The organism is Allobosea sp. NPDC055353 (genome assembly GCF_053644975.1).
Map to the genome: position 1 here is coordinate 534967 of NZ_JBSHMC010000002.1, position 16764 is coordinate 551730.

Annotated in this window: 16 protein-coding genes; 10 read left to right on the top strand and 6 right to left on the bottom strand. The window is 66.0% G+C overall.

The window, feature by feature from the left end:
* Positions 1-27: 27 nt before the first annotated feature.
* The 3 genes from ACWIEX_RS15860 (at position 28) to ACWIEX_RS15870 (ending at position 2129) form a co-directional block, all read left to right on the top strand.
* Positions 28-723, top strand: coding sequence for a class I SAM-dependent methyltransferase (locus ACWIEX_RS15860; RefSeq protein WP_454033978.1), 696 nt, complete (start codon positions 28-30; stop codon positions 721-723).
* A gap of 133 nt (positions 724-856) precedes the next feature.
* Positions 857-1654, top strand: a complete 798-nt coding sequence (locus tag ACWIEX_RS15865; protein ID WP_454033979.1) for a hypothetical protein — start codon at positions 857-859, stop codon at positions 1652-1654.
* 4 nt (positions 1655-1658) lie between these two features.
* A complete protein-coding gene (locus tag ACWIEX_RS15870) occupies positions 1659-2129 on the top strand; it encodes a hypothetical protein (protein WP_454033980.1) in 471 nt (156 codons plus the stop codon).
* Between the two features lie 30 nt (positions 2130-2159).
* On the opposite strand, the gene ACWIEX_RS15875 is transcribed toward ACWIEX_RS15870, so the two are convergent.
* The 4 genes from ACWIEX_RS15875 to ACWIEX_RS15890 form a co-directional block, all read right to left on the bottom strand.
* Complete coding sequence (locus ACWIEX_RS15875; RefSeq protein ID WP_454033981.1) at positions 2160-2564, bottom strand: GtrA family protein; 405 nt, start codon at positions 2562-2564, stop codon at positions 2160-2162.
* A gap of 40 nt (positions 2565-2604) precedes the next feature.
* The gene (locus ACWIEX_RS15880) at positions 2605-3915 is read right to left on the bottom strand and encodes a hypothetical protein (RefSeq protein ID WP_454033982.1); all 1311 of its coding nucleotides are present in this window, start codon (positions 3913-3915) and stop codon (positions 2605-2607) included.
* Between the two features lie 145 nt (positions 3916-4060).
* Positions 4061-5122, bottom strand: coding sequence for a class I SAM-dependent methyltransferase (locus tag ACWIEX_RS15885; protein WP_454033983.1), 1062 nt, complete (start codon positions 5120-5122; stop codon positions 4061-4063).
* A gap of 97 nt (positions 5123-5219) precedes the next feature.
* Positions 5220-5609, bottom strand: a complete 390-nt coding sequence (locus ACWIEX_RS15890; protein ID WP_454033984.1) for an ArsR/SmtB family transcription factor — start codon at positions 5607-5609, stop codon at positions 5220-5222.
* 151 nt (positions 5610-5760) lie between these two features.
* On the opposite strand from ACWIEX_RS15890, the gene ACWIEX_RS15895 reads away from it, so the two are divergent.
* The 3 genes from ACWIEX_RS15895 to greA all read left to right on the top strand — a co-directional run bounded on the left by ACWIEX_RS15895 (position 5761) and on the right by greA (position 11031).
* Positions 5761-6975 carry an MFS transporter gene (locus ACWIEX_RS15895; RefSeq protein WP_454033985.1) on the top strand — a complete coding sequence of 405 codons (1215 nt, stop codon included), beginning with the start codon at positions 5761-5763 and terminating at the stop codon, positions 6973-6975.
* A gap of 162 nt (positions 6976-7137) precedes the next feature.
* Positions 7138-10455 carry a carbamoyl-phosphate synthase large subunit gene (carB, locus tag ACWIEX_RS15900; protein ID WP_454033986.1) on the top strand — a complete coding sequence of 1106 codons (3318 nt, stop codon included), beginning with the start codon at positions 7138-7140 and terminating at the stop codon, positions 10453-10455.
* 102 nt (positions 10456-10557) lie between these two features.
* Complete coding sequence (greA, locus tag ACWIEX_RS15905) at positions 10558-11031, top strand: transcription elongation factor GreA (protein ID WP_061969309.1); 474 nt, start codon at positions 10558-10560, stop codon at positions 11029-11031.
* Positions 11032-11155: 124 nt separating this feature from the next.
* Here greA and ACWIEX_RS15910 read toward each other — a convergent pair whose 3' ends face one another.
* On the bottom strand, positions 11156-11767 hold the full coding sequence (locus tag ACWIEX_RS15910) for a MarC family protein (RefSeq protein WP_454033987.1): 612 nt from the start codon (positions 11765-11767) through the stop codon (positions 11156-11158).
* A 178-nt stretch (positions 11768-11945) separates the two neighbouring features.
* Between ACWIEX_RS15910 and ACWIEX_RS15915 the strand changes: the two genes are divergently transcribed.
* A complete protein-coding gene (locus tag ACWIEX_RS15915; protein ID WP_454033988.1) occupies positions 11946-12437 on the top strand; it encodes a hypothetical protein in 492 nt (163 codons plus the stop codon).
* 11 nt (positions 12438-12448) lie between these two features.
* Here the strand turns inward: ACWIEX_RS15915 and ACWIEX_RS15920 are convergent, their stop codons facing one another.
* A complete protein-coding gene (locus tag ACWIEX_RS15920) occupies positions 12449-12913 on the bottom strand; it encodes an Lrp/AsnC family transcriptional regulator (protein ID WP_454034800.1) in 465 nt (154 codons plus the stop codon).
* Between the two features lie 61 nt (positions 12914-12974).
* Between ACWIEX_RS15920 and ACWIEX_RS15925 the strand changes: the two genes are divergently transcribed.
* The 3 genes from ACWIEX_RS15925 (at position 12975) to ACWIEX_RS15935 (ending at position 16072) form a co-directional block, all read left to right on the top strand.
* The gene (locus tag ACWIEX_RS15925; protein WP_454033989.1) at positions 12975-13985 is read left to right on the top strand and encodes a mitochondrial fission ELM1 family protein; all 1011 of its coding nucleotides are present in this window, start codon (positions 12975-12977) and stop codon (positions 13983-13985) included.
* An 87-nt stretch (positions 13986-14072) separates the two neighbouring features.
* Positions 14073-15038, top strand: coding sequence for a thioredoxin-disulfide reductase (gene trxB / locus ACWIEX_RS15930; protein WP_454033990.1), 966 nt, complete (start codon positions 14073-14075; stop codon positions 15036-15038).
* Between the two features lie 143 nt (positions 15039-15181).
* Positions 15182-16072, top strand: a complete 891-nt coding sequence (locus ACWIEX_RS15935) for a LysR family transcriptional regulator (RefSeq protein WP_061969317.1) — start codon at positions 15182-15184, stop codon at positions 16070-16072.
* Positions 16073-16764: the final 692 nt, after the last annotated feature.

Consider the following 16764-nt stretch of genomic DNA (forward strand, 5'->3'; position numbering starts at 1 on the left):
TCTGCAACCCGAGGGTCGACCGAACACATGTCCTGGCGCGATTTCTGGAATGGCGAGCATTCGATCTACGTCTCGCCGCGCCACAAGGCCCTGCATTACCGCGCCATCGCGACCGATCTCATCGCGCATATCCCGGCCGGCGACGCCACTGTTCTCGACCATGGCTGCGGCGAGGCGCTGGATGCCGCCCGTGTCGCCGCGGCCTGCGGCAAGCTCTATCTCTGCGAGGCGGCGCCGAACGTCCGCGACAAGCTGCGCGCCCAGTTCGGCCGCAAGGACAATATCGTCGTGGTCTCGCCGGAGGAGGTCGAGGCCCTGCCCCCGGCCTCGCTCGATCTCGTCGTTGCCAACTCCCTGCTCCAGTATCTCTCGCGCGACGAACTGAAGGCGCTGCTCGAAATCTGGCGGGACCGGCTGAAGCCCGGCGGTGCACTGGTCGTCGCCGACGTCATCCCGCCCGATGTCAGCCCGCTGACCGACGCCTCGCAATTGCTCGCCTTCGCCTGGCGCGGCGGCTTCCTGCTGGCTGCGCTTGGCGGCCTCGTCCGGACCGTCTTCTCGGACTACCGCAAGCTCAGGGCGCAGTACGGCCTTTCGACCTATACCGCGGACGCGATCACCGCCCTGATCCGTGAAGCGGGCTTCGCCGATGTGCAGCAACCCAAGAACTTCGGGCACAATCCGCACCGGATGACGTTCAAGGCAACCAAGGCCAAGATATAGACGAAAGTAGAATTCGAGCAGGAAATTCGGCGTCTTGCATCGGTATTACCTAACGGAAATTCGCCAAACGCCTTGATCTCGCGGATCAGATATGGCTTTGAGCGCGGCTTGCCCCTTAAGGCGCGAGATTTCCGTGCAGGACCAGTTCGTCTGCCCCTACTGCGATGCCGCGCTCAATCGGGGCGTGCTGTCGTGCCGCTGCTGCGGCCGGGACCTCACCCCCGTGCTGCCGTTGCTGCATCGCCTCGAAGCGCTGGAACAGCGCCTCACCGCCTTCGAGAAAAGCGCGGAAGAAGATCGCGCTGCCATAGCCCGCACCTGGGAGGCGGAACCTCAAAGAGCTGCCGCCGTCGAGCCTGCCGGGCCCTGGCGGGAAGCCGAGCCGCGCGCCCTGCCGGTCGTGCGCCGGCGCTTCTGGGTATTGCCCTTCGGCCTCGTGCTGCTGCTGCTCGCCTATTGCGCGGTCATCCTCTGGCTCGACCTGCCGCTCTGGGCCCTGCGCCTGTCCTCGATCGCGATCCCGTTCCTGACGGGCCTGATCTATTTCGGCCTCCGCCCGCGCCTGATCGCCTTCGATATCGGCGTTGCCATCGCCTTCGCGATTTTTTCCGTCGCGACCATGAACGCGTTGCTGAGTTGGCACGACAACATACCGCTCCTTCCGCAGGGGCCGGCAGCCTGGCGCGAGACTTCGTTCTACGCGCTAAGCATCGGCGCCTCGATGTTCTCGGGGATGTTGCTGCGCGTGACGCAGGCTGCGCTGACCGCGCGTGGCCTCGTTTCGCTGCCGGAACTGCGAAAGGGGCTGCAGGCCGTCCACGGCAAGGTGCCGATGGAAACGCTGAAGACCATCGAAACCACCATCCTGATGGCCGGCACCGCCATTTCCGCGGTCGCCGGTCTCATCGCCGCAATCCTGGGAGTGAAATAGGACGATGATGAAGTCTGTGCTCGCTCGGCACATGCTGCCTGCCGTTCTCGCTACCGCCGCCATGCTGTCGGCGGCCCAAGCCGCCGATCCGATCCTCCTCATCACCCGCGAGGAGGCTGGCCTGCCGGCCCCGCCAAAGACCGTGGCGAGCACGCGCAACCTGACGCGCGGCCCCGGCATCGACACGCTGCCGACCCCGGACAAGGGCGTCGACGGCAAGCCCTTCCGCCTCGCCGTGCGCTTCATGCCGAGCAACGGCGTGCCGATCGACCCGGCGACCGTGCGCGTTTTCTACCGGCGCCAGCCGCCGATCGATATCACGCAGCGGATCAAGCCGTTCATCACGCCGGCCGGGATCGACGCGCCTTCCGTCCTTGTCCCGAGCGGCAGCCACGTCATCGAGATCGAGGCTACCGACAAGGAAGGCCGTGTCGGCCGCAGGCAGCTCACGCTGACCGTCGCCCCGACGCCGTAACAGCCGGACAGGGCGGTGCGAGCCTATGGCTCACGCCGCCCTGTCCGCGAAGCTGAAGAACTTGTGGCCGAGGAAGGAAAACACCATCACCACGCCTGTGGTGACCAGTTGCATCGGCAGATAGGGCAAGCCCGCCCGCGCCACGAAGAGATGCATCAGGATGCCGGTGAGCACGAAGCCGCCAGCGGCAATCAGGGCGAAGCGCCAGCCGGCCTGGGCGTGCGTGCGTGTCGCATCGAAGGTCATCCAGCGGTTGAGTGCGTAGGACACCAGCGCGCCGACGATGAAGCCGGCGAGCGTCGCCGGCACGGGATCGACGTGGCCAAGCTCGACCAGCCCGATCAGAACGCCGTAATGCGCGACGGCGGTCAGCCCCCCGGCCAGGACATAGGCGGCGAGCTGGCGGAACTGGCGCGGATACTGGCGAAGCGGCATCCGCGCTTCCTAGAGGATGCCGTAGGTTCGCGGAAGCCCGTCAGCCGGCGTCGCTGCCAGCCAGATTGGCCGGCATGCCACCGACGGGCATGTCGAGCCCCTGCTTCAGCGTATCCAGATGGAATTCGCGGATGCGCCCATTGGCGGGATCGCTGACGAAGGCGCTGCCGCCGATCACGGCAAGACTCGGCGTCGGCGTCTTGGCACCATAGGCGCAGTCGAAGGCCGGGACCGCTTCGAAGGCGACCAGCTCCTTCCAGGCCGGCGCGATCTCGTAGATCCTCAGCTTGCCGTCCGGCGTCAGATTGGCGAGCCGGCTGCCATTGCCGCTGAGCTCGAACTGGCAGGCGGCCTGCCCGCCCGGCACCGCCAGCACGTCTTCGATCTTCAGCGCCTTCGCGTCCGGGTCGATCCGCAGCAGCGCATCATAGGGCGCCTTCAGCCCGTAATTGCCGACAAGATGGCGCCCGCTCTCGCGCGACTTCAGCGCGCTGACGCGGCGCTCGTCGGGATAGCCGAGCTTGCGCCCGCTCCATGCCGCACTGGTCCCCTTGCCGGCCTTCGACAACACCAGCAAACCGCCGCCCTCACCTTCGGCGCAGCCGAACACATGGCGTCCGCCGCGCGCTTCGGCCGAACCGTGGAAGAGCTTGCAGGAGGCGTCGGGCTTTCCGGCATCGTCGAACAGCGCGACGCGCTTCCAGTCCTTACCCTCGGCGAGAATCTCGAAGCCGTTGGGCCGCGACGAGGCGCTGCGGTCGTCGCCCCTGGCATAAGCGGGATTGGGGATCGACATCAGCCATTGCCGGTTGCCGAGCGGCACCGCGATGCCGTGCTGCGGCGCCGGGCTCGGCCAGACCGTAACGGCAGGCTTGTCCTTGGCGAGGCTATCGATCGCAACCAGCACCGCCTTCGGCTCGCTCTTGCCCTCCCAGGGCCGCAGCCCGTCGAAGAACAGCGCAAGTTGGCCATGGCCGGAGAGCACATGCGCCGGCCGATTGCCCTTCACGGAGAAATCGAGCAGCTTCGGCGGAGCCTTGTCGAGATCGACATGATCGCCGTGGGATTCCGCGATCAGCCCGGTATCGAGGATACCAAGCGTGCCGGCCTCGTCTCCGGTCTTGATCACGACATAGCGCCCGCCGGAAACGCCGGCGAAACCGGGATTGGCCTTGGGCACGTCGAAGCTGTGCGTGACCTCGCCGCTGTCGAGGTCGAGGATGCGGACGACCGGCTTCTCATGATCGGCGAAGACCAGGCGCCCACGCAGGGGCGCATGATCGTGGGCGAGCGCCGCGGAGGCGAGCAGGCAACCGGCGAGGCCGGCGGCAGCGAGGGGGATGGAAGGCACGGGAAGCTCCAAGGCATAATGCAATACTATAACATTACATTATCGCTTCGCAAACTCAACCCGCTTCTGCGCCGCCGGTGGACAACACGGATCGCACGGCAAGCGCCCGACAGGCGCCTGCCGAACAGTGATTAGCCAGGCGGCTTCAGGCTCTGACCTCGAACACCATGTTGAACGGCGTCTCGGTTGCGCGGCGGAAATGCTGGAAGCCCGCATCCATCGCGACCTTGCGCAACCGCATCTCGCCGGCCTGTGCACCCAGCCCGAGCCCGACCTCCTGCGAGAGCGAGGCCGGCGTGCAGATCATGGTCGAGGCGCCGTAGAAGATCCGGCCGACGGGATTGAGATTGTCCTTGAGATGATCGTGCGCGAAGGGCTCGACGATCATCCAGCTCCCGTCCTCGGCCAGCGATTCCCGCACATGCTTGCCGGCTCCGACCGGGTCGCCCATGTCGTGCAGGCAGTCGAACATGGTCACGAGATCGTATTTCCGCTCCGGGAAATCCTTGGCTGACGCACGCTCGAAAGTGATGCGGTCGCCGACGCCGGCCTTCTCCGCCGCCTCCCGCGCCCGTTCGATCGAGGGCCCGTGATAGTCGAAGCCGTGGAAGCGCGATTGCGGATAGGCCTGCGCCATCAGGATGGTCGAGGACCCGTGCCCGCAGCCGACATCGGCAACGGTCGCGCCTTGTTCGAGCTTGGCCTTGACGCCGTTCAGCGCCGGAATCCAGTCCGCCGTCAAATGCGCGTTGTAGCCCGGCCGGAAGAAGCGCTCGGTGCCCCGGAACAGGCATTTGCTATGCTCGTGCCAGCCGAGGCCAGAGCCGCTGCGGAAGGCCTCCTCAACCTTCGGCGCGTCGACCCACATCGACTGGACGATCTCGAAAGCCCCGGCGAAGAACGCCGGGCTGTCCTCCTCGGCGAAGGCCATCGCCTGCTCGGCCGAAAGGCTGAAGCTGTCGCTGCCTTCGTCATAGTCGACATAGCCGGCCGATGCCTGGCCGGCGAGCCATTCGCGCAGATAGCGCTCCTTGAGGCCGGTCTTCTCCGACAATTGTTGGGAGGTGACGGGCTTGCCGTCGGCCATCGCCTTGTAAAGGCCGAGCTGGTCGCCCAGCACGATCAGGGCGCCGGTAACGGAAGCGCCGACATCACCGACGAGACGCCCCACCAAAGCATCGAGTTTCTGAGGGTCGGCAGTACGCATGGCCATGCTCCTCGGGTTGGGGCGTGGCCGGTGCCGTATCGCGAACCGGCTCGACGCCATCGCGGAAGCAAAGACGTTAAACCTGTTCGGAGGCCTGTCAACGAGACGAAGACTGACCCTGCGCCTCGTCGCTGCCGGAAAGCCATTCCGGCCCGAGCCGCGGCAGGTTGGGATCGCGCCGCGCCGTCTCGATCACGCTGTCGATCAGTCCCGGAAAGCGCTGGTTCAGCTCCTCGCGCCGGATGCTGAGATAGCGCGACGTGCCCTCCACCCGCATGCGGGTGATGCCGGCCTCGCGCAGCTTGGCGAAATGGTAGGACAGCAGCGAAGGCGAGGCGAAGGCGATGAAATGGCTGCAGCGCGCTTTGTCGACCTCGTTGACGTCCGAGAGCGCGACGAGGATGCCGAGCCGGATCGGATCGGCCAGCGCGCCGAACACGTCGGCAGGCGCGACGTCCTCGATATCGGGGTGAAAAACCGGCTTCATCGCCTCCGAGATAGGCGATGCCGCCGCTCCTGACAATATTCAACATTCATTGAAATTACCCTTGTGGTAATTGCGAGGCAGGTTTATTTCAACGATCCTTGAATTTCGAACCGTGCTTTCGAAACAGCGATCATCCGCAAGGATCATTCCCATGGATACGCGCCTTCTCTCGCTCGCCGGCGGCGCCTTCGCCATCGGCACGGGCAGCCTGATCGTCACCGGCATCCTGCCCCATCTCGCCTCCGGCCTCGCGGTCTCCGTCGACACCGCCGGCCTGCTCATCTCGATCTTCGCCCTCGCCTACGCCATCGGCTCGCCGATCCTCTCCACCGTCCTCGGCGATGCCGACCGCAAGACCGTGCTGGTTGGCGCGATGACCGTCTTCGGCCTCGCCAATCTCGGCGCCGCCTTTGCCAACGACTTCTGGGTGGTGATGGCCGCCCGCATCGTCATGGCGCTCGCCGCCGGCGTCTTCATGCCTGCCGCCAATGCGGTCGCCGTCGCGGTATCCGCCCCCGAGCGGCGCGGCCGCGCCATCGCGCTCGTCACTGGCGGCATGACGGTATCGCTGATTCTCGGCATCCCCATCGGCACGGCCGTCGTCGGTTTCGGCGGCTGGCACCTCGCCTTCCTGATCGTCGCGGGTTTGAGCGCGCTTTCGCTGGCGGGCCTTCTGGTCCAACTGCCCAGGGGCCTGCCGCACAGCACAAACACGATGCGCGAGCGGCTTCAGGTCGCGGGCCGCGGCGACGTGCTGCTGGCGCTCGCCACGACCATGCTGTGGACCACCGGCGCCTTCGTTCTCTACACCTATATCGCGCCGTTCCTGACCAACCATGCCGGCATCACCGGCCCCTGGCTCGCCGCGACGCTCGTCGTCTCCGGCATCGGCTCGGCGATCGGCAACCAGCTCGGCGGCATCGCCAGCGATCGCTTCGGCCCCGAGCGCTCGCTTGCCGTGGTGCTGTCGATCCTGGCCGCAGCGCTTTTCACCGCCTCGCTGATCGCGGTCAGCCTGCCGCCGGCCCTGGCGATCTGGCCGATTCCCTTCGCGCTCTTCGTCTGGAGCGCGGCGGGCTGGGCCGGCCATCCCTCGCAGATGTCGCGCCTGGCGGCGATGGCGCCGGATGCGGCTGTGGTCGCGCTCTCGCTGAATGCCTCGGCGCTCTATTTCGGCATCGCGGCCGGCGCGGCCTTGGGCCAGCAGGTGATGCGCCATGCCGGCACCTGGCCGCTCGGCTTCGTCGGCGCGGCCTGCGAGGTCGCGGCGCTCGCGGTGCTCTTCGTCGCCATGCGGCGCAAGCGCCGGCAGCCCCGTCCGCTGGAGATCGATCTGGTTATCCCAGCACCAAGGCCTGTGCGTTGAGCGCAAGCCCTGTGCGTTGAGCGAAGGGGAAAGCGCTTTTAGCTTTCCCCCGCGACCTTCGCCGTCTATAGCGAGCGCCTAGCATTCATTCAGACGCTCGCACGGCTCCGCTCGCCCGACCGGAGCGGCCTTGCGCGCGCCTGCCCAAGACCGGTCGAGATCATGCCCAAGCGCACAGACATCAAGTCCATCCTGATCATCGGCGCCGGCCCCATCATCATCGGACAGGCCTGCGAATTCGACTATTCCGGCACCCAGGCCTGCAAGACGCTGAAGGCCGAGGGCTACCGGATCATCCTGGTCAACTCGAACCCGGCGACGATCATGACCGATCCGGACCTGGCCGATGCGACCTATGTCGAGCCGATCACCCCCGAGATCGTCGCCAAGATCATCGAGAAGGAGCGCCCCGACGCGCTGCTGCCGACCATGGGCGGCCAGACCGCGCTGAACTGCGCGCTCTCTCTCAAGAAGATGGGCGTGCTGGAGAAGTTCAACGTCGAGATGATCGGCGCCACCGCCGAGGCGATCGACAAGGCCGAGGACCGCGAGCTCTTCCGCGAGGCGATGACCAAGATCGGCCTCGACACGCCGCGCTCGCACCACATCAAGACGCTCGGCCAGGCGCTCGACGCGCTGGAGGATATCGGCCTGCCCGCCATCATCCGCCCGTCCTTCACCATGGGCGGCACCGGCGGCGGCATCGCCTACAACAAGGGCGAGTTCATCGACATCGTCGAGCGCGGCATCGACGCCTCCCCGACCAGCGAAGTCCTCATCGAGGAGAGCGTCCTCGGCTGGAAGGAGTACGAGATGGAGGTCGTCCGCGATAAGGCGGACAACTGCATCATCGTCTGCTCGATCGAGAATTTCGATCCGATGGGCGTCCATACCGGCGATTCGATCACCGTCGCGCCTGCCCTGACGCTGACCGACAAGGAATACCAGATCATGCGCGACGCCTCGCTGGCGGTGCTGCGCGAGATCGGCGTCGAAACCGGCGGCTCCAACGTCCAGTTCGCGATCGATCCTGCCACGGGCCGCATGATCGTCATCGAGATGAACCCGCGCGTTTCGCGCTCCTCCGCTCTCGCCTCGAAGGCCACGGGCTTCCCGATCGCCAAGGTCGCGGCGCGCCTCGCCGTCGGCTACACGCTCGACGAGATCGAGAACGACATCACCGGCGGCGCGACGCCGGCCTCCTTCGAGCCGACGATCGACTATGTCGTCACCAAGATCCCGCGCTTCGCCTTCGAGAAGTTCCCGGGCTCCGAGCCGACGCTGACCACCGCGATGAAATCGGTCGGCGAGGCCATGGCGATCGGCCGCACCTTCCAGGAATCGCTGCAGAAGGCGCTGCGCTCGCTGGAGACCGGGCTCGACGGCCTCGACGAGATCGAGATCGAGGGCTACGGCAAGGGCGACGACCGCAACGCCATCAAGGCGGCGATCTCGACACCGACGCCGGACCGTATCCTCCAGGTCGCCCAGGCCATGCGCGCCGGCTTCAGCGACGAGGAGATCCACGAGAGCTGCAAGATCGACCCGTGGTTCCTCGCCCAGATGCGCGAGCTGGTCGAGACCGAGGAGAAGATCCGCCAGATCGGCCTGCCGACCACGCCCGGCGCCTTCCGCCAGATCAAGGCGATGGGCTTCTCCGACAAGCGCCTCGCCGCCGTCTCCGGCCAGAGCGAGGCGGAGGTCAGGACCCTGCGCCGTTCGCTTGAGGTCCGCCCGGTCTACAAGCGCATCGATACCTGCGCGGCCGAATTCGCCTCGCCGACCGCCTATATGTATTCGAGCTATGCCATGCCCTTCGCCGGCAAGGCCGCCGACGAGGCCAATCCGTCCGACCGCAAGAAGATCGTCATTCTCGGCGGCGGGCCGAACCGCATCGGCCAGGGCATCGAGTTCGACTATTGCTGCTGCCATGCCTGCTACGCGCTGCGCGACGCCGGCTACGAGACCATCATGGTCAACTGCAACCCCGAGACGGTCTCGACCGACTACGACACCTCCGACCGGCTCTATTTCGAGCCGCTGACGGCGGAAGACGTCCTCGAGATCCTCGAGACCGAGAAGCAGAACGGCACGCTGATGGGCGTCATCGTCCAGTTCGGCGGCCAGACCCCGCTGAAGCTCGCCAACGCTCTGGAAGAGGCCGGCATTCCGATCCTCGGCACTTCGCCTGATATGATCGACCTCGCCGAGGACCGCGACCGCTTCAAGCGCCTGCTCGACAAGCTGCACCTCAAGCAGCCCAAGAACGGCATCGCCTACTCGGTGGAGCAGGCTCGCATCATCGTCTCCGAGCTCGGCCTGCCCTTCGTCGTGCGCCCGTCCTATGTGCTCGGCGGGCGCGCCATGGCGATCATCCGCGACGAGGTCCAGTTCGAGGACTACCTGCTCGGCACCCTGCCCTCGCTGATCCCCTCCGAGGTCAAGGCCAAGTACCCGAACGACAAGACCGGCCAGATCAACACGGTGCTCGGCAAGAACCCGCTGCTGTTCGACCGCTACCTGTCGGACGCGATCGAGGTCGATGTCGACTGCCTCTGCGACGGCACGGACGTCTTCGTCGCCGGCATCATGGAGCATATCGAGGAAGCCGGCATCCATTCCGGCGATTCGGCCTGCTCGCTGCCGCCGCGCTCGCTCTCGGCCGAGACGATCGCCGAGCTGGAGCGCCAGACCAGGGCGATGGCGCTGGCGCTCGATGTCGGCGGCCTGATGAACGTCCAGTACGCCATCAAGGACGGCGATATCTACGTGCTCGAGGTCAATCCGCGCGCCTCGCGCACGGTGCCCTTCGTCGCCAAGGTGATCGGCGTCCCCGTGGCCAAGATCGCGGCGCGCGTCATGGCCGGTGAAAGCCTCGCGAGCTTCGGCCTGAAGCCGCCGGCGCTGACCCATGTCGGCGTCAAGGAGGCGGTCTTCCCCTTCGCGCGCTTCCCCGGCGTCGACGTCCTGCTCGGGCCGGAGATGCGCTCGACGGGCGAGGTCATCGGCCTCGACCGCTCCTTCGACACCGCCTTCGCCAAGAGCCAGCTCGGCGCCGGTTCGAAGGTGCCGGTCAAGGGCACGGTCTTCGTCTCCGTGCGCGACGAGGACAAGCCGCGCATCCTGCCGGCGGTCCGCATCCTCGCCGATCTCGGCTTCCGCATCCTCGCCACCGGCGGGACGCTGCGCCACCTGCAGGAGCAGGGCATCGCGGCCTCCAAGATCAACAAGGTCCTGGAGGGGCGCCCGCACGTCGTCGACGCGCTCAAGAACGGCGAGATCCAGCTCGTCTTCAACACCACCGAGGGGCCGCAGGCTCTTGCGGACTCCCGCCCGCTGAGGCGCACCGCCCTCTTGCACAAGGTGCCCTATTATACCACCTTGGCAGGCGCGATCGCGGCGGCGGAGGGCATCAAGGCCTATTGCAGCGGCGATCTCGAAGTACGATCCTTGCAGTCGTATTTCGAACGCGCGGCCTGACAGGCCGTTCGTCGCGAATTCGGATATTGAGCGGAAGCGCGGGAACCGGCGGTCGATATGCCGCCGGTGGGCCGCGCTTTCGGAGCTTATGGGACGGAAAGAATGGAAAAGGTTCCGATGACCGCGGGCGGCTTCGCTGCCCTGGAGGCCGAGCTGAAAGACCGTCAGCAGGTCCAGCGCCAGCGCATCATCACCGCGATCGCCGAAGCGCGCGCGCTGGGTGATCTCTCCGAGAACGCGGAATATCACGCGGCCAAGGAAGCCCAGTCGCTCAACGAGGGCCGGATCATGGAGCTCGAATCGCTGATCGGCCGCGCCGACATCATCGACGTCTCCAAGCTCGGCGGCGAGACCATCAAGTTCGGCGCCACGGTCAAGCTGATCGATGACGATACCGAGGAAGAGAAGAGCTACCAGATCGTTGGCGAACCGGAATCGGACGTGAAGTCCGGCAAGGTCTCGATCGGCTCGCCGATCGCGCGCGCGCTGATCGGCAAGAAGGTCGGCGATTCCGTCCAGGTCAACACGCCCGGCGGCGGCAAGTCCTACGAAGTCGTCAGCGTCGTCTTCCGCTGAGTCGACGCTTTTCCACACCCGTCATGCTCGCCCTTGTGGCGAGCATCCACGCCTTGAACACCGCTTTCGAATAGCAAAGACATGGATGGTCGGGACAAGCCCGACCATGACGCCCTGCTGGCACCTACCCCGCCAGCACGACCCGCATCGCCTTGATGATGCCGTCCACGGCGACGCTTGCCAGGATCAGCCCCATCACGCGGCTGATGACGCTGGCACCGGCATTGCCGATCACCGCGATGATCCGCGAGGCGCAAAACAACAGCCCCAGCATGACCGCGAAGATGATCGCGATCTGGCCGACGGTCTCGGCCTGCTCGGTGAGGCTGAACTTCGAATTGTCAGTCACGGTCATGACGGTCAGCATCGCCCCCGGACTGGCGATGCTGGGGATGGCCAGAGGGTAGACCGCCCTTTCGAGATCGGAGGACCGCAGCAGCTTCTGGTCCTCCTCCAGCTTCGATTCGCCGAAGATCATCGTCAGCGCGAACAGGAACAGCACGATGTTCCCGGCGATCTGGAAGGAGCTCAGTTCGATATCCATCGCGCTCAGCAGCACCTGGCCGAGCAGGATGAAGAACAGCAGCACGAGGAAGGCGACGAGCGAGCCGTGCAGCGCGATGCGCCGCGCAGCAGCGGCGCTCAAGCCCGCCGTGACGGCCAGGAAGACCGGCAGGGTCCCGATCGGGTCGATCACGACCCAGAGCTTCACGAACTCCGTCAACCAGCGATCCACGATAGTGCCCCCTTGTCTGCCGCGCGCGACGGGCCGCGCGTCTCCCCCGCCTCGATAGGCCGCATTTCGACACGACTTGGCAACCACCCCCGGGCATGATCGGCGGGAAGGCTGCGGCCATGGACTATCGCGGCTTCGCACCTACATTGAAGCGACAGGCTTTTTCGGAGATCCGACCATGATGACGCGTCGACATGTTCTGGCATCCGCGCTCGGCGCCACCGCGCTGGCCCTGGCGCCGGCCATTTCACCCGCTGCGGCTCAAGGGGCTGCAGTCGGCAGCATCAGGGTCGAGGCCCTGCCCTCGGTCGTCGAGGCGTGGGGGCCGAACCTGCCGATGGTGAAGGCCGAACTGGCGAAAACCCTGACCGAGATTCTCGGACCGACGCTGCAACGCGGCGCCGGAACGCGCCTCGTCGTCACCATCGGCCGCCTCTGGCTCGCCAGCGATATCCGGGGCGGTCGCTTCTCGGGCGCCAGCGACGATTATCTCGAAAGCACGGCCACGCTCTACGACCGCAGCGGCCGGCCGCTCGCCAGCTACCCGATCCGCTCCACGGAATCGTCGAGCGGCGCCGGCAATCCCCTGGTGGCGGATATCGACCCGCTTCGCCTCAGGGCACTCGCCCGTAACAATGCCTGGTGGATCAGGCACTATCTCGCGGGCTGAGGACGCGGCTGTCAGCCGAAGGGAACGATCGGCTCGTCCTTGACCCGGTCGAGGGCGAGCGCGGTGCGGACATTGCGGACATTCGGCATCGCCGTGAGTTCGGCGACGAAGTCCTGGAAGGCCTTCAGGTCGGCCGCGACGCATTTCAGCGAGAAATCGATATCGCCCGAGAGCGTCCAGCACTCGCGCACGGTGGGCCAGGCACGAATCCGCTCCTGGAAGGCGACGAGATCCGCCTCCGCCTGGCTCGCCAGATGCACGTAGGCGAAGCAGACGACCTCGAAGCCCAACTTCCGCTCGTCGAGATCGGCATGATAGCCGCGGATCAGCCCGGCTCCCTCCAGCGCACGCACGCGCCGCAGGCAGGGCGGCGGCGAGATGCCGACGCGGCTGGCGAGCTCGACATTGGTCATGCGCCCATCGGCCTGGAGCTCGCGCAGGATGCGCAGGTCGATATCGTCGAGTTTGGGGCGCAACGAACATTCCCGCGTGAAGGTCGCGCTGGTGTAGACGGCGCGGCCAAGCGATACAAGGCGCATGCCACAAGCCCAGACCGCCATGCACGACAATCCGGGGCCGACCGTCTGGGTCCTCACCGACGGCAAGGCCGGCGACGAACTCCAGTGCCTGGGCGTCGCCGAACGATTGGGCGTCGAACCCGAAATCCGCCGGGTGAAACCGCGCCGCCCCTGGGCCTGGCTGATGCCGCGCGGGCCGATCGATCCGCGCGAGGCGCCGGACCGGCCGGCAAGCCCGCTCAAGCCCCCCTTCCCCGACATCGCAATCGCGTCGGGCCGGCGCGCCGTCGCCTATCTGCGCGCGCTGAAGCAGGCTTCGAACGGCGCGACCTACACCGTCTTCCTCAAGGACCCGCGCACCGGCCCCGGCACGGCCGATCTGATCTGGGTCTCCGGCCATGACCGGCTGCGCGGCGACAACGTCCTGGTCACCACCACCTCGCCGCATCGTCTGACGCCCGGGAAGCTGGCCGCCGCCCGCGCCGCGCCACCCGCGGCTATCGCCGGCTTGAGCGCGCCGCGCGTCGCGGTGCTTGTTGGTGGCGACAGCCGGCATCACCGCTTCGATCAGACTGATATCGAGCGCCTCGCCAAGCATCTCGACGAGCTCGCCGCTTCGGGCGCGAACCTGATGGGCTCGCCGTCGCGACGCACCTCACCCGCGCTGGCTGCTGCCGTCGCTGCCGTCTTCGCCAGGCATGGCGGCTGGTGGTGGGACGGCACGGGCGAGAATCCCTATCTCGCCCTGCTCGCCAATGCTGATGCGGTGGTCGTGACGGCCGACTCGACCAACATGATCGGCGAGGCCGCAGCAGCAGGCGTGCCCGTGCTGGTCTTCGAGCCGACGGGAGGCCACCCCAAGATCGCGGCGCTTATCTCGGCACTGGAACGCGAGGGCGTTGTGCATCGCTTCTGTGGACGCCTTGAAGGCGAGGCTTACGAACCGATAGACTCAACGCCGATCATAGCCGATGCGATACGGCAAGGCTGGCTGCGCCACCGGGCGGCATTGAGGTTCACGGGCTCCTGAACCGGGCCGCTCTTGTTTCGGCGCGACGCCTGCGTATCTGACGGATCGAGACTGCGGCCCCGAGCCCGCAGGAGAGGAACTGAGACGATGGCCCACACCCACGCCCGCGTCATGATCGTCGGCTCCGGCCCGGCCGGCTACACCGCTGCGATCTACGCCGCCCGCGCCATGATGGAACCGGTGCTGATCTCCGGCATGCAGGCCGGCGGCCAGTTGATGATCACCACCGATGTCGAGAACTATCCCGGCTTCGCCGACGTCATCCAGGGCCCCTGGCTGATGGAGCAGATGCGCGCCCAGGCCGAGCACATGGGCACCAAGATGGTCTCCGACCACATCGCCCGTGTCGATCTCTCGCAGCGCCCGTTCCGGCTCTGGGGCGATGGCGGCGAGACCTATTCCTGCGACGCGCTGATCATCGCGACCGGCGCCCAGGCCAAGTGGCTGGGCCTGCCCTCCGAGCAGGCCTTCCAGGGCTTCGGCGTCTCGGCCTGCGCCACCTGCGACGGCTTTTTCTTCCGCAACAAGGAGGTTGCGGTCGTCGGCGGCGGCAACACCGCCGTGGAAGAAGCGCTCTACCTCGCCAATCTCGCCAGCAAGGTGACGCTCATTCACCGCCGCGATGCCTTGCGCGCCGAGCGCGTGATGCAGGAGCGCCTGTTCAAGCACCCGAAGATTGAAGTGATCTGGGACAGCGAGATCGCCGAGATCTGCGGCGGCACCACCCCGCCCGGTGTCACGCATCTGCGCCTGAAGAACCTCAAGACCGGCGCCGAGAGCGAACTGAAGACCGACGGTGTCTTCATCGCCATCGGCCACAAGCCGGCGACAGAGCTCTTTGTCGGCCAGCTCGCCATGAACGAATCCGGCTATCTCGATGTCGAGGCCGGTACGACCCGGACCAATGTCGAGGGCGTTTTCGCCGCCGGCGATGTCACCGACGAGCATTACCGTCAGGCGGTGACGGCAGCCGGCCTGGGCTGCATGGCCGCGCTCGATGCCGAACGCTGGCTCGCGGCCAGCGCGCTGGATCGCCGCGAAGCAGCGGAATGAAGCCTTTGGCGCAACCCATCACTGACTCTGATGGGTTGCGTCACCAGATTCACGGCGAATAACGCAGACTTCTGCCACACAGACATTGACGCACCACGCCTTTATCCCCCATCATGCAAAAAACGCATAGCGGGGGAAGCGCGGTGGATTGGGACCGCATTAGAATCTTTTATACGGTCGCGGAGTCAGGCAGCTTTACGAAAGCTGGCGATGTTCTCGGCCTGAGTCAATCGGCCGTCAGCCGGCAGATCGGGGCGCTCGAGCGTGAGCTGCGCGCGCCTCTGTTCCACCGGCATACGCGCGGCCTGATCCTGACCGAGCAGGGCGAATTGCTCTGGCGGGCGGCGCGCGAGATGACGCAGCGGCTGGAGCGGACACGCTCGCAGCTCTCGGAGACGCGCGAGCATCCTTCAGGCGAGCTCAAGGTCACAGCGACGCGCGGCCTTGGCGGCCATTGGCTGACGCCACGCCTCGCCGAGTTCCTGGACCTCTATCCCGACATCAGGGTCGAGCTCATCCTCACCGACGAGGAACTCGACCTGTCGATGCGCGAGGCCGATATCGCGATCCGCCTGCGCCAGCCGCAGCAGCCGGACCTGATCCAGCGCAAGCTCTTCACGGTGCACTTCCACGTCTACGCCTCACCGGCCTATGTGAAGCGCTTCGGCGAGCCCAAGAGCTACGACGATCTCGACAATCACCGCATCCTCTCCTTCGGCGGCACCTCGCCGTCCTATCTGACGGCGGTGCACTGGCTCGGCACGATGGGGCGCGACCAGCGCAATCCGCGGCCGATCCACCTGACGGTCAACAACATCACTGCGATGAAGCGCGCGGTGGATTCGGGTGCCGGCATCGCCGTGCTGCCGGATTACCTGATCGAGACCGGCTCGCCCCTCGTGCAGTTGATGCGCGAGACCGAGATGCCGCAGCTCGAAAGCTATCTGGTCTATCCCGAGGAGATGAAGTCGGTCGCCCGCGTCCAGGTCTTCCGCGACTTCCTCATCCAGAAGGCCCAGCGCTGGACCTACTGATTTCGCCTGCCTACGCGAAGAATCGGGCGCCGGAAGGCGCCCGATTTGATTCTGGCGGTTTTGTGACCATTCCTGCGTTTCGCATGCGCCATATTCGGACAGTTCGCCTGAAAACTGTTCAGGAGCAGACGAAATCCCGGTTTTCGGAGGACCTGCAACCTTTCCGCGCAGCTCCGCCCCTGCAATGAACGCATATTTCTCAATCATTTAGGCTCAAATTCACGCCATCTGCCCTTGGTTCATGCAATCAGCGCATGGCGGCCCCAAGATATGTTGCATTGCAAAACGGCAGGTCATAGCCGATATTGAACTCACGGTTGTTCGAAACGGGCTCCGCAATCTCCTCCCGGCGTTGAGTTCGTTTCAGCCGTTCCCCTCTGAGATGTTTGGCGGTTTCGCCAGATGTTTCAAACTTACAAAGCCGGCTCCCCTTGGGGACGCCGGCTCTTTTTTGCCTGACGGCTGGCGGCTTTCGAGACGCGCGCTTCTTCCCGCGGTCTCGCCCGACGGCTCCGTGCCCGACCTTGTCGTCATTGCGAGCATAGCGAAGCAATCCAGGGGGACTGGGTCGAACCGTTCAGCCCAATCCCCCTGGATTGCTTCGTCGCTCCGCTCCTCGCAATGACGGCCCAGCGTGCAATTGGAGCTCACCAAACGAAAAAGGCGCCGCCCGGAGGCGACGCCTTAAGCAA